The organism is Streptomyces sp. NPDC002577, from assembly GCF_053594815.1.
The window spans coordinates 14,473-41,026 of the sequence record NZ_JBSFWK010000065.1 but is presented as its reverse complement, the minus strand read 5'-3'; the positions used below and the strand labels follow the sequence as shown (position 1 = coordinate 41,026).

The window sequence follows — 26,554 nt, the reverse complement described above, 5'->3', positions numbered from 1 at the left end:
TTCATGGATCGGCCCACCGGAGAGGTCATCCGCCGCTACGAACGCGCCCGTCCCGGCGAGCTGGTCCACATCGACGTCAAGAAACTCGGCCGTATCCCGGACGGCGGCGGCCACAAGACGCTGGGCCGCCAGGCCGGCCGGGCCACCCGCGGCGGCATGGGCTTCGACTACATCCACTCCGCCGTCGACGACCACTCCCGCCTCGCCTACAGCGAGATCCACCGCGACGAGAAGGTCGACACCTGCGCAGGCTTCCTCACCCGCGCAGCCGCGTTCTTCCACGCCCACGGCATCACCCGCATCGAACGCGTGCTGACCGACAACGCCTGGGCCTACCGCAAGGGACAGGCCTGGAAGCAAGCTCTCGCCGAGATTGGCGCCACCGGCAAGCTGACCCGCGCCTACCGGCCCCAGACCAACGGCAAAGAAGAATGCCACCCACTGGTCGCGGAAGTCGATGGCAGACCACAGTGGCCTGTCCAAGTCCACCGTCGGCCGGATCTGGCGGAAGTTCCAGATCAAGCCGCACCTGACGGACACCTTCAAGCTGTCCACGGACCCGTTCTTCGTGGAGAAGGTCTACGACGTCGTCGGTCTGTACTTCAACCCGCCCGAGGGCGCGGTGGTCCTCTCGGTGGACGAGAAGTCCCAGATCCAGGCCCTGGACCGGTCTCAGCCGGTGCTGCCGATAATGCCGGGCATGCCCGAGCGGCGCACCCATGACTACGTCCGCAACGGGCTGACCACCTTGTTCGCCACAGATCTGCGGCTGCGTCGCCCACCTGCGGGCCCAGGCCGGCACCGAGCCCGACGCCCCCGACCTCACCAACCTCGTCGGCGAACTCGTTCTCAAGAGCCCCGACTTCGCCAGGCTTTGGGAACGCTATGACGTCAAGGGCCGTAAGTCCGCGACCAAGACCTTCCGCACCCGCAAGTCGGCAAGATCACCCTTGCCTTCCAGGGGTATGAACCTGGAGGGCACGCCCGGCCAGAGGCTCGGCGTCTACATCGCCGAACCCGGTACGCCCGACCACGACGCCATGCTCCTGCTGGACATGACTGCCGCCACGCACACCGAGCCAAGGCCGTCCGGGCAAAAGCGGTAAGCGGCCAACCATTAGTGCTGCGGATCAAGCGGTTGCCGACACCCACCGACCCACTGATCACTACTGCGTATCAATACCCGTGCGCGGGCGGACAGCGTCGGTGAGGAGGTCGAGCAGGCGGTCGGTCTGCTCCTGGGGCGAGCCGGCCGTGATGGCCACGAAGACGCCGACGAGCAGTGTGGTGACGTCGTCGGGGTCGGCGTCGGCGCGGAGCGTGCCGTCGGCGGCGCCGTGTTCGAGGAACGTGGCGATCGTGGCGGTGACGCGTTCGCGTGAGGGGGGTGTGATGCGCCCGGAGGAGAAACCCGCGCGCAGCGTGTCCGTCATGCCGCGCTTGGCGGCGACGAAGGTCGCGTAGCGGCCCATCCAGGCCCGCAGTGCGACGTCGGCGGGGTGCCGGCCGAGCAGGGCGGGGGCATTCGCGGTGACCTCGTCCAGCTCGGCGGCGTAGACGGCGTCGACGAGGCTCTCGCGGGTGGGGAAGTGGCGGTAGAGGGTGCCGATGCCGACCCCGGCCTGGCGGGCGATGGCCTCCAGTGTGACCGGGCCGTCGGCGGCAGCGAATGCGGCCTGGGCAGTGGCGATGAGCTTCTCGCGGTTGCGGCGGGCGTCGCGGCGGACCGGCTGGGCAGCGGTCTCGGGCGTGCTGGCACCGGCAGGGGGGCGGGGCGACGGCGTATCGGATCGATCGGACCGACTCAAAACGGAGGCACCTCCGGTAGTGCTACTGTGGACGTAACGGAGGATCCTCCGGTTCTCGCATTCTCTCACGAGAGCAGGTCGTCATGACGTCCGACAACACCCCCACCCCCGAGACCGCACCCGCCCTGACCCCGCCCCCCGGAGGCCCCGGACTGATGGCCGGCCGCACCGTCGCGCGGGTCGGCTACGGCGCGATGCAGCTGGAGCGCCTGCACGGCGACCGCCGCGCCGCCGTCGCCCTGCTGCGCCATGCGATAGACCTCGGCGTCGACCACGTGGACACCGCCCAGTTCTACGGCGACGGTTTCGTCAACGACGTCATCCGCGAGGCCCTGAGGCCGCAGGACGACGTCCTGGTCGTCAGTAAGGTCGGTGCCGTTTCCGACCCCGGCGGCCCGGCCCCGCTGCGCCTCGCACAGCGGCCCGAGGAACTGCGGGCCGGCGTCGAGGACAACCTCGTCACGCTCCAGTTGGAGCAGATCCCGGTGGTCAACCTGCGCCGTGTCGACACCGGGATCACCGTCGCCGCCGCGGACGACCAGGTGGTCGACCTCGACGACCAGCTCGCCGAGCTGATCGCCCTGCGCGACGAAGGCAAGATCGGTGCGATCGGGCTCAGCAGCGTGACCCTTGACGTCCTGCGCCGCGCCCTGCCCGCGGGCATCGTCTGCGTACAGAACGCCTACAGCCTCGTAGCGCGCGACGACGAGGAGACGCTCCGGCTCTGCGCGGACGAGCAGATCGCCTGGGTGCCCTACTTCCCCCTCGGCGGCGCGCTCCCGGGCCTGCCCAAGGTGCTCGACGAACAGGCCGTTCAGGCCGCTGCCCGGGCGCTGGGCTGCACCCCGGCACAGGTCGGCCTGGCCTGGCTGCTGCACCACGCTCCCAACGTGCTGCTCATACCGGGCACCGCCGACGCCCGCCACCTCGAAGCGAACCTGGCGGCGGGCGCGATCACCCTCGACGAGGACACCCTCACCGCCCTCGACGCAGTCCAAAGCCGCCCTTTCGCCGTCGCGCACCACTGAGCCTCCGCCACCTTGAAATCGCAGGTCAAAGGGCTGGTGTGACGGTCTACCGGGGTGCTCACGCTGGCGTGGGCGGCAGTCTGTGGAGTAGAGCGTCTGTCAGAGTGGTCGGCTATGGGCCGGCTCGGCGGGGTCGTGGGTGATCAGGTCGCCCGGCTGGCACCGCAAGACCTCGCAGATCCTCGACAGGGTCGAGAAGCGGATGGCCTTGGCCCGCCCGTTCTTCAGTACGGACAGGTTGACGACGGTGATACCCACCTGCGCGGACAGTTCGGTCAGTGTCATGCCGCGCTCGGCGAGAAGGCGGTCGAGGTGGATCCGGATCGCGTGGGGTTCCTCTTCGGGCATCAGATGGTCCCTTCGAGGTCCTCTCGCAGGCGCACGCCCTCACGCATGATCTTCCCCATGATCACTGCGGCGAGGCCGGCGAGGACGAGCACCAGCGGCCCGGAGACCGTCGGCCCAGAACCCACGATCGGCGCCATGCTCCCGACGAGCCAGGACTGCGACCAGCCGACGATGAGGCCGGCCAGCGGCGTGCCCACGGTGACGAACCAGCCGAGAACGGAGAGCCGTTGTGCCACCGGCTCGGTGAACGGCCCCTGCAGCAGGACGGTCTTGAGTAGCCGGGAGAAGAGCAGCAGCGCGAGCGCACCGAACAGCAGCCAGGGCAGTTCGCCCCCGAGGTCGGCGGCGCGCTGCCCCGCAGAGGGGCTGTCCTGGCAGAGGCGCGTGGCACTGCTGGACACCTTCACGTCCGTGCCCACCGGCAGTGGGTCGGCCAGTGAGGGGTTGCGCCAGAAGTCCGTCTGCACGCAGACCGCCCCGTCGTCGAGCATGTGCGTGACCCCCGTGCCGATGAAAGCGAGCCCGCAGAGCACCGCCAGCGCAAAGGTCACCGAGGCCAGGGTCCTGGTGAGTCGCGTGTTCATTACATCCCCCTATCGAATTTCGATATACCCAAAGTAGAGGAACGTATCGATATTCGACAAGCCCGTGGTCGCTGACGGGACCGGTCCGGCGGGCTGGAAGGCCGGCTGATCCGGAGGCTCACTGACAGCGTCCGAGCCGCTCCGCCGGCCCGCGACCGATGCCCAGGCCATGCGCCTCGGCCGGCGCCTCACCGCGCGACGCCTGGCAGGCCACCATGCGGCACATCGCCAGCCGAACCCGACCTCGAGACCATGGCGCGCGCCGCCATCGCCCGGCGTCCCAAGACCCGCTACCAGGTCGGTTTTTTCGGCGCCCGGCCCGTGATCTTTCTCGGCCGGGTCCTCCCGGACTGCATGTTCGACTCCGTCATGAGGCGCACATTCGCGCTTCCCCGCTGCCTGACCAACCTGTCAGTGGCAGCCCGTCTTGCCGATCTTGACCGGTGTCCGTCGAATGGAAGTCTCTATCGGGTGATCGCCGCTGGCCACGGGCATGAGAGCGGGGTTAGCAGGGCCTCTTGGCAGCTCGAGGATGTCACGAACTCGCCTGCCAGGAGGCCCTGTTGCCGCAGTGGCATGCCACGCCGGGGGCGAAGTCTCTTCGTTGACCAGCCCCCTGGAGGAACTGTCCGAGCAAGGCCCGGACGCCTCCTACACCCGGAGGTGGCCTGGGCCTTTCCTCGGTGCGGGCGAACATGAGTGTCTCGTAGGCGGCGAGCGCGGCCTCGGTGTCGCCGGGGTGCTCGGCGAGCGCGGCCGAGGTCGGCGCCGTCGGCCATGGCGAGGTTGGCGCCTTCGCCGGCGAAGGGCGACAAGTGGGCGGCGTCGCCCAGCAGGGTCACGCCGGCGACGCGCTCCCAGCGTTGGCCGGTGGGGAGTTGGGGCAGTCAGGCCGCGTGCCGGGCGGCCCGCTCCTGTTCCGCGACGTCCTTGCGTGTCACGGCCAGGTACACGACCAGGCCGAGGATGACCGTCAGGAACAGCGCGCTGGTGATCACGGTGCCCAAGCCGAGACCGCCGTCGCCGCCCGGCTGGGAGAGGTAGTCGCCTATGGAGGCCCCGAGCGGGCGGGTCAGGATGTAGGCGATCCAGAAGCTCCACACCGCGTCCAGGCCCAGCGCGAAGTGGGCGATGCCCACCGTGGCGATGGCCAGGGCGAACAGCACCGCGGACAGCCAGTAGCCCAGGTTCATCCGCTCGGAGACCAGGTCGCCGGCGGCGGTGCCGAGCGCGAACGTGAACAGCACAGCCAGCCAGTAGAAGGACTCGCGGCTGGAGGTGTCGATGCTGTGGATCGACAGGGTCCGCTCCCGCCGGTACCAGACCACGAACACGACCGCGAGGACGATCGCGAACACCGTGGTGCACGTCTCCAGCGGTACGCCTATGTTGTCGGTCAGGTTGTCGCTGATCAGGGTGCCTACGACGCTGATCAGGGCGACGGCGAGCCAGTACACGCCCGCTCGGTACGCGGTGGTGCGGAACTGCACCACCAGCACCACCGCCAGCAGCGCGCTCATCAGCACCGACACTCCGGTCAGGCCCAGGCCGGCCTTCTCGTTCAGCAGGTCGGCCGCGGTCTCGCCGACCGTCGTGCACAGCACCTTGATGATCCAGAAGTAGACGGTGACTTCGGGCACCTTGTTCCAGCGCAGCCGAGGACCGGGCGACGGCGCCGCGGGCCGTTCCGCCGCCGGGATCGCAGATGTCTCAGAGTTTTCGTAGGTCATGGCGCCCGACCGTGCCACCGGATACCTGAACGCATCCTGACCACCGCGCGGCACCACTCCCTCTTGCCCGCTGCACGCGAGCAGCATGGAGACCATGAACACCTGCGCAGTCCGCCTTCGCATAGCGGCCCTCCGTCCCGCCCCTGCCCCCGTGACGGAAGAAGGCCGCCTTGAAGACCGCACGACCTGCCGCCCACCCGTCGGCTGACCGCGCAACCGTCTGGCTGCGCCGCCGGCTCGGCCGGGCGGTCGTCCTGTCTTATACGGCCGCCGTGCTCCTCCCAGGGCCCGGGCTGTGGCTGCGCCGGACCCACAGCATGCCGCTCGGGGATGTGGCCCAACTGCCGCTGCACTCCGCGCCGATCCTGCTCGCCCTGGTGCTCTTCTCGGCCGGACTCCAGGTCCGCGTCCGTGCGCTCGGCAGCGTGCTGCGCCGCCCGAGAGCCCTGCTCGCCGGGCTCGTCCTGCATCTGGCGATCCCGCTGCTGGTCATCCCCGCCGTCGCGTTCCTTCTGCACCAGACCCCTGACACCGACGGCGGCAGCGGCCTGATCACCGCGATGATCCTGATCGTGGCGATGCCCGTCGCCGCCGGGGCCACCGTCTGGACCGGCAAAGGCGACGGCGACCAGCCGACGATGGTGGGGCTCGTCCTCGCCTCCACCCTCCTCAGCCCCCTCACCATCCCCCTGGTCATCAACGCCCTGCTGCCGCTCCTGAACTACGGCTACGCGCACACGCTCACCAAGACCGGACACACCACGCACGGCGGTTTCGCCTTCGTCAGCGTGGTCCTTCCCAGTGCCGCCGGCATCCTGTGCCGACTGGCGCTGCCCGTTTCGTGGCTGAGCCGGGTACTCGCCGTCATCGTGCCCGTAGCCCTTCTCGGCTCGCTCGTCCTGACCTACGTCAACGCCAGCGGCGCCCTCGGTTCCTTCCTGGCACGTCCGCGCCCGCTGCTGCTCGCAGCCGCGCTGGCCGTGGCGGCGCTGGTCTGCGTTCTGTCGTTCGCACTCGGCCGCTCCGCCGCCCGCCTCCTGAGACTGGACACCCCCGCCGCCTCCTCGCTCACCCTCGCCTGCGGTATGAACAACAGCAGCGCCGGCGCAGTCCTCATCACCACCGTGATGCCCGACAAACCGCACCTGCTCCTGCCGGTCCTCGCTTACGGGCTGCTCCAGAAGACGGCTGCCAACCGAGTCGTACGGAGACGACCTCCACGCGCCGTCCGCCCGGCCCCGCCCTGCGCGTCCTGACCGGCAGGGGTTCCTGTGCTGTCAGGCGAAGGTCGAAGCCGACGGACCGTACCCGAACAGCACCGCGGTCCCTGCCCAGCTCCAGACCTGTGCGCCGGTCGGCCATCCAGGGTCAGCGGGGGTGGGCTGTTGCCCGGCGGTCGCGGAACCGGGGGACAGGTGGCCGGAGAGGGTGTGCCGGGGTGGGTTGGTGGGGCGGCCGAGGGTTTGGGCTATCGGGGCCATGTCGTTGTCCCTTCCCGTCCAGTGTGAGTGGGGCGGGTCCCGCGCCGCAGGGGGAGGCGCACGGGACCCGCGAGCAGAGGGTGGGTCAGGCCGCGGTGCCGGAGGCGTTGAGCGTGACGGGGATGTTGTCTCGCGTGGCCTTGGAGTACGGGCAGATCTGGTGGGCGGCGTGCGCGAGTTCCTCGGCGGTCGCCTGATCCACGCCGCCGAGGACGGGGCTGAGGACCGCGGAGAGGGAGAACTCGCCGTCGTCGCCGTGGGTGAGCGTGATCTCGGCGGTGATGGTGGTGCTGGTGAGCCGGATCTTGCGGGTGGCGGCGGCGCGGCGCAGGGCGCCGAGGAAGCAGGCGGCCCAGCCGGCGGCCAGCAGCTGCTCGGGGTTGGTCGCGTCGCCCGCGCCGCCGAGCTCCTTGGGGATGGCGAGCCGGGTTTCCAGGAGGCCGTCGGAGGAGCGGACCTGACCGCCGTTGCGGCCCTCTCCGTCGACGTCGACATGGGCGGTGTAGGTGACTGCCATGGCTTGTGCTCCCCATCTGGGTCGAAGGATTCGATTGGCCTCAGATCCGAAACGCCCGTCTCTGCGTCACCGGTTGAGGTGGTGACGTCAGCATGGCAAGTGGCCGCGTCACCAGTCAAGGGGGTGACGTTGTGGATTGTTTGAGCGCATACGGGTCACAGGTCACGTGCGGGTCGTCATGCGGGTGCTAAGTCCTGCAGTCCCTGATCGGCTTCTTCGTCTGCCACGTCATCGGATCGCGCCCCGGGGCCCCTGAGCAGGCCCGCCGCGGATCGGCAACATTAAGTCATTCGACTGTCGCCTCTGACCGGTGACGGAACCGATCCTGGGACGGTCGCCCGCGTGCAGGTGCGCGGGCGGTCGGCATGCTCGGAGGGACCAGCCGTGAACCGTACTCCCGTCGTCTTCATCCATGGCGCGTGGCTGCACGCGCTGTCCTGGGAGTCCTGGGCGGATCGCTTCGCCGGCCGCGGGTTCCTCACCTGCGCACCCGGCTGGCCGGGGGAGACCCACACCGTGGACGCGCGTACGTCCCCGGAGGTGCTCGGCGGCGTAGGACTGGACGCGCTGACGGACCGCTACGCTGGGATCGCCCGGTCGTTCGACATCTCGGAACGGACCAACTGCTGGGCCTGGTCCAGCAGTCCGGCGTGCCCGGCGATGAACGCCGCGTCGCCCAGCAGTCTGGACCGTTCCTCGTGACTCTCGCTCAGTTCCGCGGCGCGGGTCAGCCAGGACACGGCAGCCCGCGCCGCCGCGCCGGGTCGCGGACTCGGCCGCCGCCTCCAGCGCCGCCGCGGCCTGCGCGTCCGGGTCGATCGTCGAGGCCGCCAGATGCGTGGCATGCCGCTCCACATCGTCGTGGTGCACCCGGGCGAGCACCGCGTGGGCCGCGCGCCGCTCGTTGGGGGTCGCCACCTGGACGACGGCCGACCGCACCAGGGGGTGGCGGAAGACGAAGTCGCCGCTGAGCGTGTCGATGTCCAGCAGGCCGCAGGCCGCGGCGTCGTCTACGTCCCTCATGCGGTAGCGCGAGCCCCGCGGCAGGCCGCCGTGCCGGCTCTCCTACGCCGTCCAGGGCGCCGCGCAGCAGCTGAGCGCGCACGGCGTCACCGGGCCTGCCCTCGGGGGCCGCCACGAGCGACGACAGTACCTCCTGCTCGCTCTCACGACCGACTATGGCCCGGGCGCTCAACTCCACCGTCCCCTTGCTTTCTTCACCGCTGAACCGGCGGCCCCGGCCGGGTGGCGTGATCCCGAGACCGGATATCCGTCCCGGGCGCCGTCACCTGGTGACCGCATGCTGAGGATGTGTCAGGCCGCGCCGATGCCGCGCAGCAGGGTGTCGACGACGACGTCCGCCGCCCGCGCGGGACTCAGCTCCGGCAGCTGTCGGGACACGAGGTGCATGAGCTGGGGCAGCAGCGCTGCCGCCCACCCCTGCGGCATGCCGGGCCGCAACAGGCCCTCGTCGGTGGCGCGTTGAAGGAAGGCGTCGACTTCCCGCACGGCGGCGTCGCGGCGTGCGTGGACGGTGTCGTCGGCGAGCATGCGTGCGAGGTCGACGGGCCAGGTGCGGTTGACGCCGATGATGTTCTCGACGTAGCGGTGCAGGGCGACGGCGACGGGTGCCTCGCGCAGCCGCGCGTCCTCGATGGCCTGCTCGATGGCCGTCAGCCGCGCGTCGTAGATGGCGGCGAGAAGCTCCTCGCGGGAGACGAAGCGCCGGTAGACGGTGCGCCGGTCCACGCCCGCCTCGGCGGCGATGCTCGCGATGCTCGCGCCCGGATCGGCGGCGAGCATCCGTGCCCCGGTCGTCAGGACCGCTTCCAGATTGCGTACTGCGTCGGCTCTCACCGGACCGAGTCTAGCCGCCGAATGTGAAACCTGAGACCCCTAACGCATCTTCAGCGTGAAACCTTCCTCGACAAGTGCTACATTGATGTGACAGATAGGCGGGGTACCGCCATACGCATGAGGTTTCTCTCTTCTGGAAGGGCATGTGACGATGCCGAACGCACAACAGTCCGCAGCACCCCGGGCAGGTGGTGCCGCTGCCGCGATGAGCGCGCTGATCCTGGCGGTCCTTCTGTCGGCCCTGGACCAGACGATCGTCTCGACGGCGTTGCCCCGGATAGCGCAGGACCTGATCGGGTTCGACGACATCGCGTGGGTCAGCGCCGCATACCTGCTCGCGTCGACGGCCGTGACCCCGCTGTGGGGCAAGCTCGGCGACATGTTCGGCCGCAAGCGCCTGTACCTGGCCTCGACCACGATCTTCCTGATCGCCTCGGTGGCCTGCGGCCTCGCCCGGAATCTGCCCGAGCTGATCGGCGCCCGCGTGCTGCAGGGCATGGGCGGCGGCGGCATGATCGTGCTGACCTTCGCCCTGGTCGGCGACCTCGTGGCCCCGAGTGAACGCGGCCGCTACCAGGGCATGTTCGGATCCGTCTACGGCGTCGCCAGCATCGTCGGCCCCCTGCTGGGCGGTGTCTTCACCGACCAGCTGTCGTGGCGGTGGGCGTTCCTGGTCAACCTGCCCGTCGGCGCCGTCGCCCTGGGCATCGCCGCGCGGGCACTGCCCGTGACCGTCAGGGGAGCCAGGGCCCGCATCGACTACGCGGGCTCGACGCTCCTGGCCGCGATCGCCACGGGCCTGATCCTGATCACGTCGTTCGGCGAGCGCTGGGGCTGGGGCTCACCGGCCATCGTCGCGCTGATCGTCACCAGCGTCGCACTGGCCGCCCTGCTGGTACCCGTCGAGCGCCGCGCCGCCCAACCAGTGCTGCCGCCGGCCGTGTTCGGCTCCCGGACCGTGGTGTTCTCCTCGATGATCGGGTTCGTCGCCAACGCGGCCATGTTCGCCGTCCTGGTCTACCTGCCGACCTACCTCCAGATCGTCCACGGCGTCTCGGCCACCCTGTCCGGCGTCCACATGCTGCCCCTGGTCGCCGGTCTGGTCGTCAGCCAGTCTCTGGCCGGACGCTGGGCCGCGCACGCCGGCCGGCTGCGCCCGATCCTGATCGCGGGTCTGCTCGCCAACCTCGCCGGACTGCTTCTGCTGGGCACCATCGGGGCCGGCACCCACACCCTCGTCCTGAGCGTCTACTTCCTGATCACCGGGATCGGCGTCGGCATGGTGCCCATGGTCGTCCTGACGACGGTGCAGAACAGCGTGCCCGCCGCGGACCTCGGCGCCGCGAGCGCCGCGGTCACCTTCGCCCGCTCCATCGGTGCGGCCTTCGGCGTCGCCGTCTTCGGCACGCTCCTCAACACCGGTTTCGCCGATCGCACCCGGCCACTGCCGACCGACGGCGGCTTCGACGCCGCCCGCCCCGACACGATCGCGCAGCTCCCTGGGGGCCTGCGGGACACCGCGCTGGACGCCTTCGCCCACGCCACGGCCACCGGCTACCTCTGGATCGCCCCCGTCCTCGCCGTCGGTACCGTCCTCGCCCTCTTCCTGAAGCCCGCGGGCAAGACCCGGCCGACGACCGGTGCCGGTGCCTCCCGCCCGGCTGCCGCCAAGGATGTCGTCCCGGCCGCCTGCCGCCGAGTCCCGGAGCGCGCACCGTGCCCTTGACGGACACAGCGCGCTCAGGGGCGCATCACGCAGGCGAGACCGTCGTCACCGCTCTGACCGGCGACGAATACGAGAGGTTCATTCGTCACCCTTCAATGCGGTGGCGAGGAGTGGCGGACTCTTACGCCCTGGGCGGCGTCGCCTCAGTCGGATGACTCAAGCTCCCGGTGCCGCCCGCCCGGTGTGGCCAACTGTGGCGCACGGTCATGCGACTGATGTGTCCGGTGCCGTGGCGAGGAAGGGTGTGTGCCGCAGGGGCAGGCCTCCCATCACTGCATCACTCAAGGCGACTCACTGTCGTCACCCGTTTGACGGGTGACGCACCCTGTGTGAGGGTAGTCGCGCCACACTCCGCGGTGACCTCGCATCCGATGGTGCGAGCGGGAGGCTCCCGGCCGCGGACCGGTCACCGCACAACACGCGACGGAGGGGTTTCTCATGATCAACAGGCGTACGTTCACCAAGGCTGTCGGCCTGGGCACCGGAGCGGCCGCGGTCTCGCTGACCGGCCTTGAGTCCACCGCGTCCGCCGCAGGCGGCGCGACGGCCTCGCACACACCGGGCGGCACACCCGCCCCCACCGTGCCCGCCGTCACCCCCGGCACCCACACCGCTTTCCGCACGGTCAAGCACATCAGGGCGGGCGTCCTCGACATCGGTTACGCCGAGGCCGGGCCCGCCCACGGCCCGGTCGTCCTGTGCCTGCACGGCTGGCCCTACGACATTCACAGCTACGTCGACGTCGCCCCGCTCCTCGCCGACCTGGGGTACCGCGTCATCGTTCCCTATCTGCGCGGCCACGGCAGCACACGTTTCCTCTCCCGCAGCACCCCCCGCACCGCAGAGCAGTCCGCCGTCGCGCTCGACATCATCGCCCTGATGGACGCCCTCAAGATCGACAAGGCGGTGCTCGCCGGGTTCGACTGGGGCTCACGCACCGCCGACATCATCGCGGCGCTGTGGCCCGAACGCGTCAAGGCCCTTGTCTCGACCGGCGGTTACCTCATCACCAACCTCAAGGCGCAGCAGGAGCCCGCCGCCGCGGCAGTCGAGCACAACTGGTGGTACCAGTGGTACTTCGCCACCGAGCGCGGCAAGAAGGCGATGGAGAACGTCGACGAACGCATCGCCCTGTGCCGTTACGTGTGGACCCTCGTCTCGCCCAACTGGGACTTCGACGACGCCACCTTCCAGCGCACCGCCCAGGCCTTCAGGAACCCCGACTACGCGGCCATCGTCCTGTACAACTACCGCTGGCGCATCGGCCTGATCGAGGGGGACCGCCGCTACAGCCGCTACGAGGCGCAGCTCGCCGCCCAGCCGCCCGTCCGCGTCCCCACGATCACCCTCGACCCGGCCCTCGATCCCTTCACGCCGGCCGGTGACGGCTCCGCGTACCGCGACCACTTCACGGGCCCCTACGAGCACCGCACCATCGCGAACATCGGCCACAACCTGCCGCAGGAGGCGCCGACCACCTTCGCGCAGGCCGTCGTCGACGCCGACCGCCTCTGATGGTGCGCCCACAAACCGAAGGAACCAAGGGAGACACACGCATGATCGTCTACGACCGGCTTTTCATCGGGGGCTCCTGGACGGAGCCGAGCGACCCGGCGCTCCTCGACCTCGCCTCACCGCACGATCAGTCGGTGATCGGCCGCGCCGCCCAGGCACGGCCGGCGGACGTGGACCGCGCGGTGGCCGCGGCGCGGGCCTCGTTCGACGCAGGCGCGTGGCGCACCACCCCGCCGGCGCAGCGGATCGCGCTCCTGCGACGGTTCGACGCGCTGCGCGAGGCGAACGCGGAGAAGGTCGCGCAGCTGATCTCTCTGGAGAACGGCTCGGCGCTCTGGTTCACCCGCGCCGGACAGCCGAGCCTGACCAGGCAGGCGAACGCCTACCTGAAGGCGGCCGAGGCGTTCGCCTGGGAGGAGACGCTCATCCCCTCCGACCCGGAGTCACCGGTGCGCAGCGTGGTGCGCCGTGAGGCGGTCGGTGTCGTGGCGGCCGTGATCCCGTGGAACTCGCCGTTCTCCTCGGCCACTTCGAAGATCATCCCGGCCCTGGTCGCCGGCAACTCCGTGGTCCTCAAGGTGTCCCCGGAGAACTCGCTGAGCATGGGCTTCCTGGCCGAGCTGCTGGAGCGCGCAGGACTGCCCGAGGGTGTCGTCAGCGTCCTGCCCGCGGACCGGGAGACCAGCGAGTACCTGGTGTCGCACCCGCAGATCGACAAGATCGCGTTCACCGGCTCGACACGGGCCGGCCGCCGCATCGCCTCGATCGCGGGGGAGCAGCTCAAGCGGGTCAGCCTGGAACTGGGCGGCAAGTCCGCCGCCGTCATCCTGCCGGACGCCGACATCGACGAGGCCGTCGCGGGCCTGAAGTTCGGCTCCCTGCTCAACAACGGCGAGTCGTGCATCGCACAGACCAGGATCCTCGCGCCACGCAGCCGGTACGAGGAGGTCGTCACGGCGCTGAAGGAACTGGTCGAGTCGTTGAAGGTGGGCGACCCGAACGACCCCGACACCTTCATCGGCCCGATGATCCGCCCCGACCAGCAGCAGCGGGTGCGCACCTACATCCAGCTCGGCATCGAGGAGGGCGCCCGCCTGGTCACCGGCGGCCCGCAGATCCCCGAGGGCCTGGAGAAGGGCAACTACGTCACCCCCACCGTCTTCGCCGACGTCGACAACTCGATGCGCATCGCGCAGGAGGAGATCTTCGGCCCGGTCCTGGTCGTCATCGCCTACGACGACGAGGACGACGCCGTACGGATCGCCAACGACTCCCCGTACGGCCTGTCCGGCGGCGTCTGGTCCTCGGACGAGGAGCACGCCCTGGAGGTCGCCCGCCGCATCCGCACCGGCACCGTCACGGTCAACGGCGCTCCCGTCGCCTTCGACGGCCCGTTCGGCGGCTTCAAGGCCAGCGGAATCGGCCGCGAGTACGGCGCTGTGGGCCTCGGCACCTACACCGAGTACAAGACCATCACCGCCTGACGGCCGCCCGCCCACCCGGCGACACACGTGTGCACACCCTCTCATCCGTCACCGTCTTGACTGGTGACGGAAGGGGGTGCAGGCTGATGGATGTCAAGGACGACAGATGGACGCGATCCACTCGGCAACAGAAGATCCATGAACTGGAGTACGGGCCATGAACAAGGAACTGGCGGCGGACGCCGCCGTGGCAGCAGCGGCACGGCGCGCACGGTACGGCAGGCTCCCCGAGCGCATTCGCTTCGAGGACATGACCGAAGAGGCTCAGGGCACGCCGGGCGGGGCCGATGCCTCCTACGACCCCGAGGGCTCATGGAAGTACTACTCGTGCCTCGCCCTCGACCTGGGGCTTTGAAGTGCTCTCCGCTCTTCGGTAGGCCTCAGGAAGGCGGTTCCCGCCTTTCTTGCGGCGACGGGCCTTGACGCCACATCGACACCTGACGCCCTCCCGGCAGCCGGGACGGGCGCGAGGCCCATCCGGTACAGGTGGAGGATGTTCCCGCAGCTCGGGCAGTACCTTGCCTGCAATCGGTGTGCGGTTTGTTGAGATGGGTGCGGCCTACACCTCGCAGCGCTGTCCGCGCTGCGGACACACCGAGCGGGCAACCGGCCCACCCAGGATCATTTCCGCTGTCGTAGGTGCGGGCTCGCCGGCCCCGCTGACGTCTCGGGCTGTCGCCGCCGGGTCAGCTCCCGGACGCGACCGGCGCCGTCTTCTTGCGGGCGCGGTAGGCCGCCGCCTTGATCTTGTTGCCGCAGGACTCCATGCCGCACCACTGCCGTCGCATGCCCCGGGAGCGGTCGATGTAGACGCGCGTGCACTCGGGGTTGCCGCACTCCTTGAGCAGCGGGACGTCCGGGCCGCTGAGCAGTTCGACGGCCTGCCGGGCGACGGTGGCCAGGGCCTGTCCGGGCGTCGCGTCGGTGTGCCGGCCCGCCAGGGTGAGCTGCGGCGTCGCCGGGACCTGGCGCGCGGCGGCGTTGAGTACCGCGAGGGCCTCCCGGTCGAAGTCCTCGCCGAGGCGGCCGTTGGTGACGAGCCGGTAGACGGCCTCGCGCACCGCGATCGCCTCCCGGACGTCGTCCTCCTCGCCGGGCGTGATCGTGTCCACGAGCCCGGACTCCAGGTACCAGGCGTTGAGCCGGCCCGGTGTCACGAACATCTCGAACCGGGTTGAGCGCCGGGCGCGCAGCGTGGCCGCGAAGTCGAGCGCCGGGATCCCGCACACGAAGACATGGTCAAGATTCACATCACCATCTTGACAGGTGACTGTGGTTCGGCGCAAGGCTCGGCACTGCTGCTGCCGGTGTCGCCGCAGCTCACCCCGGCGGGCCGGCGCCCCGTCCTGCCGCTGCCCCTCCCGGCTCCAGCCGCAGCTCACGGCCCTGCCACCGGCGGCGCAGCCAGCGGTCGTGGCTCGCGACCACGATCGCGCCCGGGCCGCTGCCCAGCGCCGCCTCCAGCTCGTCGCACAGGTGCGGCGAGAGGTGGTTGGTGGGCTCGTCGAGCAGCAGCAGCTGGGGCGGCCGGGCCACCAGCAGTGCCAGCGCCAGCCGTCTGCGCTGCCCCACCGACACCTGCCCGACCGGCTTGTCCAGGTCCGCCTCGGCCAGCAGACCGAGGCGGACGAGCGGCACCCTCTCGGCCCGCTCCGGTCCCAGCGCCAGCGTGTAGGTGTCCCGGACCGTGCGCTCGGGCCGGTCGAACGCGGTGTCCTGCGTGAGCAGTCCCACCGTCAGCCCGCGCCGCCTGCGCACCTCGCCCTCGGCCGCAAGGCGTCCGGCGAGCACCGCGAGCAGGGTCGACTTGCCCGCCCCGTTGCCGCCGGTGACCAGCAGCCGCTCGGTCGCCGACACCTGGAGGCCGGACAGCGCGAGCCGCCCCGGCACCCGTACGTCCTTCAAGGACACCAGAGGCTCCGGGTCGTCCTGCGCACCCGCGGCCAGCTGCGGCGCAGCGAACCGCAGCGGGGGCGGCGGTTCGGCGACCCGGGTGCGCTCCAGTTCCTCGAGCCGCCTGCTCGCGTTGCGCACCCGGCGGGAGATCTGGTTCTGCACGCGGCCCGCCCGGTGGCCGTAGCCCATCTTCTCGTTGTCGCGCGGCCCCCGGTCCGGTGCGACCCGGCGCGCGGTCACCCCCGCCGCGTGCCGCAGCTCCTCCAGTTCCTCCTGCTCCTCTGTGTACCGGCGTTCCCAGCGTTCCCGCTCGGCGCGCTTCTCGCTCACGTAGGCGCTGTAGTTGCCGCCGTAGCGGACCGGTCCGTCCACCGCCGGATCGAGGTCGATCAGGTCGGTGCACACGGCGTCGAGGAACGCCCGATCGTGGCTGGCGACGACCACCGCCCCGGGCAGGCCGCGCAGTTGCTCCTCCAGGAAGGCGGCGGCGCCGTCGTCGAGGTGGTTGGTCGGCTCGTCCAGCATCAGTGCCGGCGGCCGGCGCACGAGCAGCGCCGCCAGGGCCAGGCGGGCGCGCTGCCCGCCGGACAGCGAGCCGAGCGTCCGGTCGTGGGCGAGCGCGCCGAGGCCTAGCCCGACCAGCACCAGGGCCGCGCGGCGGTCGGCGTCCCAGGACTCCCGGTCCTGGGCCTGCTCCAGCCGCCTGCCGTATGCGTCGAGCAGGTCCGGGTGGCCCGGGTCGTCCTCGGGGACGCGGGCCAGTTCCTTACTGAGCCGTTCGAGCTGCGCGAGGTCCTCGCGGGCCTCGCGCAGCGCCTCGTCCAGCACCGCGGCGATGGTGGAGGCGGCGTCGAACGGCATCTCCTGGTGCAGGAAGCCGAGGTCGGCCGGGCGCGAGACGCTCCCGGCGTCGGGTGCGTCCACGCCGGCCAGCACCCGCAGCAGGGTGGACTTGCCGGCGCCGTTCTCCCCGATCAGGCCGATGCGGTGGCCGGGGGACGCGGTCAGGGACACGCCGTCGAGGACGCGGCGGCCGCCCAGGCTGCGGACGAGGTCATGGGCGAGCAGAGCGGGCTGGGGCACAGGGAACCGTCCCATACGAATCGGTGGTCGGCCCGCCGGGCACGGGGCCTCGGACGCGGGCCATTGCACACGCCGGCGGCTCACACCGCGGGCGCTCCCGTCTCCTCGGGCGTTCCGTCGGCAAGGCGCAGCCAGCGGTTCACCCCGATCTCGGCGAGGAACCGCTCGTCGTGGCTGACCACCAGGAACGCGCCCCGGTAGGAGTTGAGCGCGCTCTGAAGCTGGCCCGCGCTGACCAGGTCGAGGTTGTTGGTCGGCTCATCCAACAGCAGCAACTGCGGCGCTGGTTCGGCGCACAGGACGCAGGCCAGGGTGGCACGCAGCCGTTCGCCGCCGGAGAGCACGCCGACGGGCAGATGCGCCCCAGGGCCGCGGAACAGGAAGCGCGCGAGCAGGTTCATCCGCTCCGCCTCGGGCCGCTCGGGCGCGAACGCGGCGAAGTTCTCCGCCACGGTGCGGTCCACATCCAGCAGGTCCAGGCGCTGCGAGAGATAGGCGATACGGCCGTCGCTACGCTTGATCTCCCCGTTTTCCGGGGCGAGTTCACCGGTGATCAGTCGCAGCAGGGTGGTCTTGCCGACGCCGTTGGGCCCGGTCAGCGCGATGCGCTCGGGCCCGCGTACGGAGAGGTCGACGCCGCCCTCGGTGAACACGTCCTTGCCGTCGTGCCGGACCTGCATCCCCTCACCGAGGAAGAGGTTGCGTCCGGCGGGCACCTGGGTGTCGGGCAGGTCCAGGGTGATGCGCTGCTCCTCGCGCAGCACGCGCCCGGCCTCGTCGAGGCGGGCCCTGGCCTCGCCGACCCGGGACGCGTGCATCTGCCCGGCCCGGCCCGCGGACTCCTGCGCACCGCGCTTCATATTGCCGGCGAAGATGCGCGGCAGCCCGGCGTTCTTGAGGTTGCGGGCGGCGTTGCTCGCGCGGCGCTCGGCGCGTTCGCGGGCCTGCTGCAGCTCCCGCTTCTCCCGCTTCAGCTCCTGCTCGGCGTTGCGCACGTTCTTCTCGGCTACCTCCTGCTCGGCGCGCACGGCCTCCTCGTAGGCGGTGAAGTCGCCGCCGTAGAATCGCAGTTGTGCGCTGCCGAGCTCGGCGATGCTGTCCATGCGGTCGAGCAGGGCGCGGTCGTGGGCGACCAGCAGCAGGAGACCGTTGAAGTCCGCCAGCACGTCGTACAGCTTGTGCCGGGCCTCGAGGTCGAGGTTGTTGGTCGGCTCGTCGAGCAGCAGGACGTCGGGGTGCTTGAGCAGTTGCGCGGCGAGGCCGAGCGAGACGACCTGGCCGCCGCTGAGTGTGCTCAGGCTGCGCTCCAGGGCGAGGCCGGCCAGGCCGAGACGGTCGAGCTGGGCGCGGGTGCGCTCCTCGATGTCCCAGTCGTCGCCGATGGTGGTGAAGTGCTCCTCGCTCACGTCCCCCGACTCGACGGCGTCCAGGGCGCGGATCACCGCGGAGACGCCGAGCACCTCGGCGACGGTGAGGTCACCGGTCAGGGGGAGGCTCTGCGGCAGATAGCCGAGCGTGCCACTGACGGACACCGAGCCGGTGGCGGGCCGCAGTTCGCCGGCGATCAGCTTGAGCAGGGTGCTCTTGCCGGAGCCGTTGGGGGCGACCAGGCCCGTGGTGCCGCCTGTCACGGTGAAGGACAGGTCGTGGAAGACCGGGGTGTCGTCGGGCCAGGCGAACGACAGGTTCGAGCAGACGATGGCGGCGTCGGACATGGAGGCGACCTCGAGAGGGGTGGGGGCGAAGACAGCTCCGCCCCGGGCAGACATGGGGAAAAGGGGTACGACGAACGGGCCACTTCGGCGGCGCTTGTTCAGCGCGTCCGGTGGCCGTCAGATCCGGATCTCACCCGGAGATGTCGTCGTCACCCACCACGTCTGCGACTCCTCGATAGACGGTCTACGTCGTCGGCAGCTTAACAGCCCGGCCTCTCCTGCCCAGTTGGTTTCTCTGCCCCGCAGGCCGCCGCGGCCCGGACGCGTGTGTTGACAGCCCGATGACGCCCATGCCAGCATCGTTACCAGTTCAACAGGTGACGATAAGTTCCGCGGCGGCCGGCAGTGTTCACGCGATCCGTCGGCCCGGGCGATCGCCATCGTGGCTTCACAAGCAGCCGTCCTTCGACGTCTCCACCATCACCTGCAGCCGGTTCACGCAGCTGTTCCAGCAGGCCGAGGCCGAGTACGACCGCATCATCGGCACCGACGACCCGACCTGTCCGCCTTCCGTGACTCTGGCGGCAAGCTCCTGACCTGGCACGGCCAGGACGACGAGTACATCCCCACTCAGGGCACCGTGGACTACCGCAAGCAGGTCGAGCGGACGATGGGCGGCGCCAAGAAGACCGACGACTTCTACCGCCTCTTCCTCGCCCCGGGCACGCCGCAATGCGGCCTCAACAACGGCGGCGGCGCCACCGTCGACGACCTCGGCGCCCTGCGGACCTGGGTCGAACACGGCAATGCCCCCAGAGCCTGCCCGCCACCTTGCGCAACGCCTCCGGCGAACAGATCACCCGCAACCTGTGCAGCTACCCGCAGGTGTCCCGCTACAACGGCCACGGCGACCGGATGGCCGCCGCCAGCTTCCGCTGAGTGTCCCTGGCCGACCACTGACCGAACCTCCCGGCAGCCCTCTGCCCCTTTCCGGCCCGAGCCTTTCCGGCGCGGGCCGGGACGTTCTTGTGGAGTGGCGGGTGGGCCGTCGAGCGACGAGGCAGGGCACCGGGAGGACCCCCGCGCGGTGCTCCGAGGCCGATCGGCCCGACGACTGCGGCAACGGCATACGTGTGACGGTGGCACCGCCCCGCCGGGCCGACGACAACAACCCGGCACGTCACCGCTCTGACAAGTGATGCACCGAGGGGTAAGTCATCCTGACACCGCCCCCGGCCCATCGAGCAGATCCATGAGGAAGTCGCCCCAGTTCAGACCGTCCCACTCCGCCTCGGCCGGGACCACCTGATACGTGGCCTCGAGCCACTCCGCCAGCGGAGCCCTCGGCACCTCGAACAAGGCCTCGACCTCCGGGGACTCCAGGAACAGCCAGGAAGACGGCCGCTCACCGGGCAGTGTCGGCCACATCCGCACCTCACCGCAGCCGCTCATCGACGTCAGGCCGCCATGGAGCAGCTCGCGGCCGATACGCCACACGAGTTTCGGCCCACGTTCAGCCAGAAACTCGACCGTGACCACCGCGGGCACGGCCACGTCGAAACGGAACGTGGCCCGCATCGGCAGCCGGGTGAACTCATCGAGCATCTGGTCCAGGGCCAGACACAGCGCCGGCACCTGTTCGGGAACCGGGCGCGCCGGCAGTTGCGACTGATCAGGATGCATGACGGGAGTTCCCCTCCGTAGGACGAAGCTTGCGTCAACAACTCTTCGCCAGGGGCCCGGACCCGCACATCGGTCACTTGACGGCCGAAGAAGGTGGTAGGTACGGGCAGTTGACGGTGTGTCCGATGCCGGCGCGCCGCGCTTACGCGAGCTGAAGAGAGGATTCCGCCACCGAAGACCGACGCCGCACGGAACGTGACGTAAGTCAGCAGGACATGACCTGAGAAGCGGTTGTTCTTCCGAATCTGATGGGCGGACCGCGTCGATCATCTGGTGGTGGCGATAGCCTTCCGGCCGGCCGACCCGGCTGTCCAGACGCTCGGACTCTTGCTCAGGTGTTCTCCGCCGGGTACTGCCGGTGGTGTGTCAGGACGGTGCGGACCGCGTCGGCAGCGGTCGCGACCTCGGTCAGCAGGCGAGCGCCGGGAGACGCGACCGCCTGAGGCGGAAGACTCCAACTGTCCAGTGTGACCACTGGCTTGTGCGCGTGGAGCGCCAGGGTCACTTCGCTGAAGGTTCCCCAGCTGCCTCCCACCGCGACGAGAGCGTCGGAGGCATTGACCAGCACACCGTTGCGCAACTCGCCCAGCCCGGTGGTCAAGGCGACAGTGAGATATGGGTTCGCTCCGGTGCGGTCATGACCAGGCAGCACACCCACCACGACTCCGCCCGCCATACTGGCCCCGCGGGCACACGCCTCCATCACGCCACCAAGCCCCCCGCACACCACGACGGCTCCTTGCTGCGCCAGCAGGCAGCCGACTTCTTCGGCCAGTGTTCTCTCGCGGGCGGAGGCTTCGCTTGGCCCCACCACGGCGATATACGGGCGGGCAGGGCTGCCGGTATCGACCACACGGGCCTCCACTCCACGGGACGGGGTCGCCGACTCGCGCAGGACGGCAAACCAACGGAACTCGGGAGAGAGGTGCAGCCGCGCGGGCGCCCGATGCCAACGAGGAATCACATTCGGATGGACCAGATCGTCCTGCATGGGACCCGGTGCGGCAAAGAGGCACGCCAGGGTATGCCGGGGCTCTGCGGACCCACCTCATGGTGCGGCGTTCGCCTCGACGGCTGCCGTGCGTACCTGCTGGCGCACCTACGATGGCCGTCGTCCGTCATCATCGACGCGGCCACCCCCGCTTCCGGCACCAGCCCGAGATCACCAGCCCGAGATCACCAGCCCGGACACGGCCGAGGCGACCCACCGCAGCGTCTTCAACCACCTGAGTCACCGCGAGCGGCATCCCGTCGAGCCTCGGCGCGGACGACCTGCCGGACGGACTCACCGGCGACACGGCCAGGTGCTCAACGCGTGTGGTACCTCGCTTGGGACCGCTCGGTCTGATCTCCTGGTCAATACCTCTCACTCAGAGCTATTCTGCGGAGGTGGCCACCGAGATGTTCCCCGACGCACTCGCTGACGCACTGGCCGGGTTGCAGCGGCTGATCCGGCGCCGGCTGCGCAGCGGCATGACCGAACCGCCGCTGCGAGGTGCACAGGTCGAGCTGCTGCGCCTGGTCGCCGCCCGTCCGGGCATCCGTGTGTCGGACGCCGCCAAGGAGCTGTATCTGGCGGGCAATTCCGTCTCGACGCTGGTCAACCAGCTCGGCCGCGCCGGTTATCTGCTCCGCGAGACGGATCCCGACGACCGGCGCTCCGCCCGGCTGATACCCACGCCTGCGGCCGAGGCGCGGCTGCGCGACTGGCAGGAACGCCGCGCCGCGCTGGTCCGTACGCAGGTGTCCCGCCTCAGCGACGCCGACCGGGCAGCTCTCCTGGCGGCGCTGCCCGCCCTGCGCCGACTTGCCCAAAACCTGCACGAGGAGGTCGAGGGAACATGACCGAAACCGCTCCCGGCAAGAATCCCGATGCTGTCGTCTGCACCGGCCTGAGGTACTCCTTCGGCGAGACGGCCGCCGTCGACGGCCTGGACCTGTCCGTCGCCGCAGGCGAGGTCTTCGGCCTGCTCGGGCCGAACGGTGCCGGCAAGACCACCGCGATGCGCTGCATCACCACGCTGCTGCCGGTCCCCGGGGAGAGAGTCCACGTCTTCGGCCACGACGCAGCCAGGGAACGTATGCAGGTACGCCGCCTCCTCGGGTACGTCCCCCAGCAACTCTCCGCCGACGCGGGACTCACCGGCCGGGAGAACGTGGCCCTGTTCGCCCGTGTCTTCGATGTCTCCCGCCGCGAGCGCGCCGACCGTGTCGCCCAGGCCCTCGAGGCGGTCGGTCTCACCGATGCGGCCGACCGGCTCGCGAAGACGTACTCCGGAGGCATGGTCCGCCGCCTCGAACTGGCCCAGGCCCTGGTCAGCGCACCCCGCCTGCTGATCCTCGACGAGCCGACCATCGGCCTCGACCCGATCGCCCGGACCGGCGTGTGGGAGCACATCAACGCCGTACGGGCCGCCACGGGCATGACCGTGCTGGTCACCACGCACTACATGGACGAGGCCGACCAGTACTGCGACCGGGTCGCGTTGATGCACCGCGGGCGCATCCGTGCCCTCGGCACGCCCGCCGAGCTCAGGTCCGGCCTCCAGGAGCGCCTGCGCGCCGCGGGCGACGGCCGAAGCCGGAGCGAGGGGGACACCGACGCACCGCTGCCGACGCTCGAGGACGTCTTCCGGGACGTCGCCGGCAGCGGCCTCGACGATCAGTCAGGAGACTTCCGCGATGTCCGAAGCACCCGCCACACAGCGACCCGCGTCGGCTGACCACAAGCACGCCGAGGGCCTCGATCTGCTGGTCGTCCCGCCCCCGGCCCGTACGGGATGGCGCGTGCTGCTCGCACGCGTGGGCGCGATGTGCACGGTCGAACTGCAGAAGCTGCGCCACGACCGGACCGAGATCTACACGCGGGCCGTTCAGCCGGCGCTGTGGCTGCTGATCTTCGGCCAGACGTTCACCCGGATAAAGGCGATACCCACCGGCGGCGTCCCCTATATCGACTACCTGGCGCCCGGCATCATCGCCCAGTCCGCGATGTTCATCGCCATCTTCTACGGCATCATGATCATCTGGGAGCGTGACGCGGGCATCCTCACCAAGCTCCTGGTCACGCCCACCCCGCGCTCGGCCCTGATCACCGGCAAGGCGTTCGCCGCGGGTGTGAAGGCGCTGATCCAGGCGATCGTCGTGATCCTCATCGCCGCGCTGCTCGGCGTCGCCCTGACCTGGAACCCGCTGCGCCTGCTGGGCGTGGCCGTTGCGGTCGTCCTGGGCTCTGCCTTCTTCTCCTGCCTGTCGATGACGATCGCAGGCATCGTCCTGACCCGGGACCGTCTGATGGGCTTCGGACAGGCCATCACGATGCCGCTCTTCTTCGGTTCCAACGCGCTCTACCCGCTGTCGGTTATGCCGGGCTGGCTCCAGGCGATCAGCAAGTTCAATCCGCTCAGCTACCAGGTCGACGCATTGCGCGGCCTGCTCCTCGGCACGCCCTCACATCTGGCCCTCGACTACGGCGTCCTGCTTGTGGCCGGCACGCTGGGCATCATCGCGGCGTCCTCGCTGTTGGGCCGGCTGGCCCGCTGACGGCACCGGCTGTCCGCGAACCCGGTGTCCGAGGCCCAACCTGGCCCAAGCCCGGATCGCCGGGCCGGAGATCGTCTCGGCATACACCTGCGCAGGCTGGTAGCACCCTGCTACCTTCGTGGCATGGCGAAGACCCAGACGAACCTGCGACTGGCCCCCGAAGCGCTGGAGGCCGCAAAGGACGCAGCGAAGAAACGCGGGCTGAACCTCAACGCGTACGTGGAACTGCTCATCACCGAGGACACCACCGGCACCCGCGGCCGCGGCATGGCAGCCGCGCAGCGCATCATCGACGACTTCGGATCCTTCCTCGACGAGGTCGAGCAGGAACTGGACCATCGCACCGAGCGCCCCGGCGGGAGCGCGGCCGCCTGATGGACCTGCACGTCGACCTGTCCTGGATCCTCGAAGTCGCGGAGCGCGCCGGCCGGGGCGACCCGCAGCCGGACGATTTCGGTGTTCCGGTCGCGGCAGTGGCCAGGCATCGCGCCGAACTCCTGGACGCCCCGCTCTACGGCGGTCCCTACGCGCGCGCCGCCGCCCTCGCCCACACCCTGGGCCGCTGCCGCTGGCTGGAGCGCTCCAACCTCACCGTCGCCTGCGCCGCCACCGTCATGTATCTCGCCGCCAGCGGCATCGACGTCCACCCCGGCAAAGAGCAGCTACGCGCCCTGGCCGAGGAACTGTACGACCCCCGCAGCACCGCGGCCCGTATTGTCGAACTGCTGCGTTCCTGGCCCGTCTGAAGTGCCCGGATCCTGGCTGAGATCGGGGAGGATCGCACCCGCTTCGTCGACGCGCGCGGGCTGAGGGTTACGCCGGCTCCTCCCCGGTCACCATGACGCGCCGGCATCCTGAGGTGTCTGCGGACCACGAGTCCCATCGAGTTGACGTTCGCCACCGTGCGGCTGCGGACCAAGGTCACCCGCAGTGCCGGGTCCCGCACCGCCGCCCTCGCTAGGGTGTTCAAGCTCGTCGAGTCCGCCCAGGCCCGCTGGCTAGCGGTGAACGCACCCCACCTCGTCGCCCTCGTCCGCGCCGGAGACCGCTTCGAATCCGGTCACCTCATCGAACATCCCCAAGAGCACACTGCCCCGTACATCAACGTGGCTGAGCACTGCAGTTGATCCGTGAGCGCTTCAGTTGGCCTGAGTGCGTGCTCGGGATGGCCTGCAGGGCAATGAGCGCCCGGCTTCAGCCGGGCGCTCTCCCGCACTCAAATGCGGTAGGCGCCCGTGGGTACGCCGTGTACGACGCCGTACGGAGTCAGGGCGATGACGCCGGTTCCGTGCGACGGCGTCTCCGGGCTGATGGTGAGGGGGCTGACGCCGAGGGAGTGGGCGATGTCCGGGGCGAGGTGGAACGCGGCCCATTTCCACTCGTGCTCGTCGTCCTGGCTCTCCTGCGCCGCGTCCCAGTTGGGCCGTAGGCCCAGTTCCGCACGGCGGGTGCGTTCGTACGGCAGGGGCTCGCCCAGGGTCAGCAGTTCGTCGTCCGCTTCGCCGGTTTCGCAGTAGCGCCGGATCACCGTGCCGTGCTCGGCGACCAGCCAGGCGGAGCCATCGCCCTGGGCTCCGTAGTAGTACGCCTGGGTCTGGCCGTAGCGGGCGCTGAGTTCGGTGCACAGGCGCAGGACGTCCTCGCTCCGCTCCTCGCCGCAGGGGTCGCACCAGGCGCCGAGGACAAGCGTCCAGCCGTCGAGCTCGGGGGTGACGAAGACCCGTCCGTAGCCATCGTCATCGGCTTCGCCGCAGCCGTGGCCATCGGTGTCGACGATCTCGTTGCCGAGCGTGAAGGTCACGGGCCTGGGATGGGCCAGGCCCAGGGCCTCCATGATCCCGGCCTGGTCCCCGCTGGGGACGGCCATCCAGTGATTCCAGCAGGTCCACAGGGATGCGGGCCGGTCGTCCAGGAGCTTGATGCGGATGAGCCGTTCGACCGCGGCCACGTCGGCGGGAGACAGCGCCGGTTCGCCGCCGAGCTCGGCCAGTACGGTCAGCGCCCGCGCCCGCTGTCGGCCCGGCCCCCGCTTGCGGACGCGCTGGAGCAGCGGGATCACGTGCTGTCCGCGGAGGACCAGGGTGTCCTGCGCCTGCTGAGCGACCTCCTGGTCCGGGTCACCAAGCAGCGGCACTACAGCAGGGACGGCGGGCAGGCCGGCCTCGCCGCAGTGCTGGATCCCCCGGACGGCCTCGCGGCGCACCAGCGGCACGGGGTGCGAGAGGGCGGCAGTGTAGTGGTCGAGGGCGACCGCGCCAAAGTGGGTGAATGCGAAGCCGACCCGGTCGCGGGACGTCTCGGTGGACGCGGAGACGAGGCCCTGGAGCAAGCCGTCGAAGCCCGCATCCCCGAGCCGCCCGAGCACAGCGGCGATCTTCCGCCAGCCCATCGGGGACTCCTCGTCCATCAGCTCCCGCACCAGCAGCTCCACCCCGGCGGCGCCCAGTGCGACCAGCGTGTCCGCAGCTGCCTGGCATCGGTGCGGCGCATCGAGGTCCCGCACCAGGTCGCTATCCACCATGTCCCCTCCAACAGCGTCACCCAGCCTCCTCACCGATGATCGCGTATGGGGCCCGTACCTCCCGGCCGGGTCCCCCGCTGGGGACGGCCTCTCAT

The 26,554-nt window shown here is 70.3% G+C and carries 25 protein-coding genes and 5 pseudogenes; 17 read left to right on the top strand and 13 right to left on the bottom strand.

What is annotated here, in order from left to right:
- The 3 genes and pseudogenes from ACWD4J_RS41090 to ACWD4J_RS41080 form a co-directional block, all read left to right on the top strand.
- Positions 1-432, top strand: a pseudogene (locus ACWD4J_RS41090) (DDE-type integrase/transposase/recombinase); the annotation flags it as partial.
- A pseudogene (locus ACWD4J_RS41085) lies at positions 419-757 on the top strand (IS630 family transposase); the annotation flags it as partial. The pseudogenes ACWD4J_RS41090 and ACWD4J_RS41085, both read left to right, overlap by 14 nt.
- A 4-nt stretch (positions 758-761) precedes the next feature.
- A complete protein-coding gene (locus tag ACWD4J_RS41080; RefSeq protein WP_451400662.1) occupies positions 762-1,106 on the top strand; it encodes an MmyB family transcriptional regulator in 345 nt (114 codons plus the stop codon).
- 60 nt (positions 1,107-1,166) lie between these two features.
- On the opposite strand, the gene ACWD4J_RS41075 is transcribed toward ACWD4J_RS41080, so the two are convergent.
- A complete protein-coding gene (locus ACWD4J_RS41075) occupies positions 1,167-1,808 on the bottom strand; it encodes a TetR/AcrR family transcriptional regulator (RefSeq protein ID WP_451400658.1) in 642 nt (213 codons plus the stop codon).
- Positions 1,809-1,891: 83 nt separating this feature from the next.
- On the opposite strand from ACWD4J_RS41075, the gene ACWD4J_RS41070 reads away from it, so the two are divergent.
- Positions 1,892-2,836 (top strand): aldo/keto reductase, encoded by a 945-nt coding sequence (locus ACWD4J_RS41070; RefSeq protein WP_451400657.1) that lies wholly within the window; start codon positions 1,892-1,894, stop codon positions 2,834-2,836.
- Positions 2,837-2,935: 99 nt separating this feature from the next.
- On the opposite strand, the gene ACWD4J_RS41065 is transcribed toward ACWD4J_RS41070, so the two are convergent.
- From ACWD4J_RS41065 to ACWD4J_RS41050, 4 genes and pseudogenes are all read right to left on the bottom strand, one after another.
- Positions 2,936-3,184: a helix-turn-helix domain-containing protein gene (locus ACWD4J_RS41065; protein WP_451400656.1), complete on the bottom strand. Its 249-nt coding sequence runs from the start codon at positions 3,182-3,184 to the stop codon at positions 2,936-2,938.
- Positions 3,184-3,768: a DUF2975 domain-containing protein gene (locus ACWD4J_RS41060; protein ID WP_451400655.1), complete on the bottom strand. Its 585-nt coding sequence runs from the start codon at positions 3,766-3,768 to the stop codon at positions 3,184-3,186. The genes ACWD4J_RS41065 and ACWD4J_RS41060 overlap by 1 nt, the downstream gene beginning before the upstream one ends.
- Before the next feature lie 535 nt (positions 3,769-4,303).
- Positions 4,304-4,646, bottom strand: a pseudogene (locus ACWD4J_RS41055) (FAD-dependent oxidoreductase); the annotation flags it as partial.
- 9 nt (positions 4,647-4,655) lie between these two features.
- Positions 4,656-5,498, bottom strand: a complete 843-nt coding sequence (locus ACWD4J_RS41050) for a COG4705 family protein (RefSeq protein ID WP_451400654.1) — start codon at positions 5,496-5,498, stop codon at positions 4,656-4,658.
- A gap of 170 nt (positions 5,499-5,668) precedes the next feature.
- On the opposite strand from ACWD4J_RS41050, the gene ACWD4J_RS41045 reads away from it, so the two are divergent.
- The gene (locus ACWD4J_RS41045; protein ID WP_451400653.1) at positions 5,669-6,754 is read left to right on the top strand and encodes a sodium-dependent transporter; all 1,086 of its coding nucleotides are present in this window, start codon (positions 5,669-5,671) and stop codon (positions 6,752-6,754) included.
- A gap of 310 nt (positions 6,755-7,064) precedes the next feature.
- Here the strand turns inward: ACWD4J_RS41045 and ACWD4J_RS41040 are convergent, their stop codons facing one another.
- A complete protein-coding gene (locus tag ACWD4J_RS41040; protein ID WP_451400652.1) occupies positions 7,065-7,496 on the bottom strand; it encodes an organic hydroperoxide resistance protein in 432 nt (143 codons plus the stop codon).
- A 384-nt stretch (positions 7,497-7,880) separates the two neighbouring features.
- Between ACWD4J_RS41040 and ACWD4J_RS41035 the strand changes: the two genes are divergently transcribed.
- Complete coding sequence (locus tag ACWD4J_RS41035) at positions 7,881-8,198, top strand: hypothetical protein (RefSeq protein ID WP_451400651.1); 318 nt, start codon at positions 7,881-7,883, stop codon at positions 8,196-8,198.
- Positions 8,199-8,810: 612 nt separating this feature from the next.
- On the opposite strand, the gene ACWD4J_RS41030 is transcribed toward ACWD4J_RS41035, so the two are convergent.
- A complete protein-coding gene (locus ACWD4J_RS41030) occupies positions 8,811-9,299 on the bottom strand; it encodes a TetR/AcrR family transcriptional regulator (protein ID WP_451400661.1) in 489 nt (162 codons plus the stop codon).
- Positions 9,300-9,558: 259 nt separating this feature from the next.
- Between ACWD4J_RS41030 and ACWD4J_RS41025 the strand changes: the two genes are divergently transcribed.
- The 4 genes from ACWD4J_RS41025 (at position 9,559) to ACWD4J_RS41010 (ending at position 14,433) form a co-directional block, all read left to right on the top strand.
- The gene (locus tag ACWD4J_RS41025; protein ID WP_451400650.1) at positions 9,559-11,079 is read left to right on the top strand and encodes an MDR family MFS transporter; all 1,521 of its coding nucleotides are present in this window, start codon (positions 9,559-9,561) and stop codon (positions 11,077-11,079) included.
- 438 nt (positions 11,080-11,517) lie between these two features.
- A complete protein-coding gene (locus ACWD4J_RS41020) occupies positions 11,518-12,594 on the top strand; it encodes an alpha/beta fold hydrolase (RefSeq protein WP_451400649.1) in 1,077 nt (358 codons plus the stop codon).
- Between the two features lie 41 nt (positions 12,595-12,635).
- On the top strand, positions 12,636-14,078 hold the full coding sequence (locus tag ACWD4J_RS41015; RefSeq protein WP_451400648.1) for an aldehyde dehydrogenase: 1,443 nt from the start codon (positions 12,636-12,638) through the stop codon (positions 14,076-14,078).
- A 157-nt stretch (positions 14,079-14,235) separates the two neighbouring features.
- Positions 14,236-14,433 carry a hypothetical protein gene (locus ACWD4J_RS41010; RefSeq protein ID WP_451400647.1) on the top strand — a complete coding sequence of 66 codons (198 nt, stop codon included), beginning with the start codon at positions 14,236-14,238 and terminating at the stop codon, positions 14,431-14,433.
- Between the two features lie 331 nt (positions 14,434-14,764).
- On the opposite strand, the gene ACWD4J_RS41005 is transcribed toward ACWD4J_RS41010, so the two are convergent.
- The 3 genes from ACWD4J_RS41005 to ACWD4J_RS40995 all read right to left on the bottom strand — a co-directional run bounded on the left by ACWD4J_RS41005 (position 14,765) and on the right by ACWD4J_RS40995 (position 18,772).
- Complete coding sequence (locus ACWD4J_RS41005) at positions 14,765-15,328, bottom strand: CGNR zinc finger domain-containing protein (RefSeq protein WP_451400646.1); 564 nt, start codon at positions 15,326-15,328, stop codon at positions 14,765-14,767.
- Positions 15,329-15,398: 70 nt separating this feature from the next.
- On the bottom strand, positions 15,399-17,057 hold the full coding sequence (locus ACWD4J_RS41000; RefSeq protein ID WP_451400660.1) for an ABC-F family ATP-binding cassette domain-containing protein: 1,659 nt from the start codon (positions 17,055-17,057) through the stop codon (positions 15,399-15,401).
- Positions 17,058-17,137: 80 nt separating this feature from the next.
- Positions 17,138-18,772 carry an ABC-F family ATP-binding cassette domain-containing protein gene (locus tag ACWD4J_RS40995; protein ID WP_451400645.1) on the bottom strand — a complete coding sequence of 545 codons (1,635 nt, stop codon included), beginning with the start codon at positions 18,770-18,772 and terminating at the stop codon, positions 17,138-17,140.
- A 380-nt stretch (positions 18,773-19,152) separates the two neighbouring features.
- Between ACWD4J_RS40995 and ACWD4J_RS40990 the strand changes: the two are divergent.
- A pseudogene (locus ACWD4J_RS40990) lies at positions 19,153-19,651 on the top strand (tannase/feruloyl esterase family alpha/beta hydrolase); the annotation flags it as partial.
- 276 nt (positions 19,652-19,927) lie between these two features.
- On the opposite strand, the gene ACWD4J_RS40985 reads toward ACWD4J_RS40990, so the two are convergent.
- Positions 19,928-20,395 carry an SsgA family sporulation/cell division regulator gene (locus ACWD4J_RS40985; protein ID WP_451400644.1) on the bottom strand — a complete coding sequence of 156 codons (468 nt, stop codon included), beginning with the start codon at positions 20,393-20,395 and terminating at the stop codon, positions 19,928-19,930.
- Between the two features lie 331 nt (positions 20,396-20,726).
- Complete coding sequence (locus ACWD4J_RS40980) at positions 20,727-21,386, bottom strand: TIGR00725 family protein (protein ID WP_451400643.1); 660 nt, start codon at positions 21,384-21,386, stop codon at positions 20,727-20,729.
- A gap of 398 nt (positions 21,387-21,784) precedes the next feature.
- On the opposite strand from ACWD4J_RS40980, the gene ACWD4J_RS40975 reads away from it, so the two are divergent.
- The 6 genes and pseudogenes from ACWD4J_RS40975 to ACWD4J_RS40950 all read left to right on the top strand — a co-directional run.
- On the top strand, positions 21,785-22,240 hold the full coding sequence (locus ACWD4J_RS40975) for a MarR family winged helix-turn-helix transcriptional regulator (protein ID WP_451400642.1): 456 nt from the start codon (positions 21,785-21,787) through the stop codon (positions 22,238-22,240).
- Complete coding sequence (locus ACWD4J_RS40970; RefSeq protein ID WP_451400641.1) at positions 22,237-23,118, top strand: ATP-binding cassette domain-containing protein; 882 nt, start codon at positions 22,237-22,239, stop codon at positions 23,116-23,118. The genes ACWD4J_RS40975 and ACWD4J_RS40970 overlap by 4 nt, the downstream gene beginning before the upstream one ends.
- The gene (locus ACWD4J_RS40965; protein ID WP_451400640.1) at positions 23,078-23,938 is read left to right on the top strand and encodes an ABC transporter permease; all 861 of its coding nucleotides are present in this window, start codon (positions 23,078-23,080) and stop codon (positions 23,936-23,938) included. Before ACWD4J_RS40970 ends, ACWD4J_RS40965 begins: the two co-directional genes overlap by 41 nt.
- 123 nt (positions 23,939-24,061) lie before the next feature.
- Positions 24,062-24,313, top strand: a complete 252-nt coding sequence (locus ACWD4J_RS40960; protein ID WP_451400639.1) for a hypothetical protein — start codon at positions 24,062-24,064, stop codon at positions 24,311-24,313.
- Positions 24,313-24,684: a fic family toxin-antitoxin system, toxin component gene (locus ACWD4J_RS40955; RefSeq protein WP_451400638.1), complete on the top strand. Its 372-nt coding sequence runs from the start codon at positions 24,313-24,315 to the stop codon at positions 24,682-24,684. The genes ACWD4J_RS40960 and ACWD4J_RS40955 overlap by 1 nt, the downstream gene beginning before the upstream one ends.
- Before the next feature lie 117 nt (positions 24,685-24,801).
- A pseudogene (locus ACWD4J_RS40950) lies at positions 24,802-25,065 on the top strand (hypothetical protein); the annotation flags it as partial.
- An 89-nt stretch (positions 25,066-25,154) separates the two neighbouring features.
- Here the strand turns inward: ACWD4J_RS40950 and ACWD4J_RS40945 are convergent.
- The gene (locus ACWD4J_RS40945; RefSeq protein WP_451400637.1) at positions 25,155-26,459 is read right to left on the bottom strand and encodes a HEAT repeat domain-containing protein; all 1,305 of its coding nucleotides are present in this window, start codon (positions 26,457-26,459) and stop codon (positions 25,155-25,157) included.
- Positions 26,460-26,554: the final 95 nt, after the last annotated feature.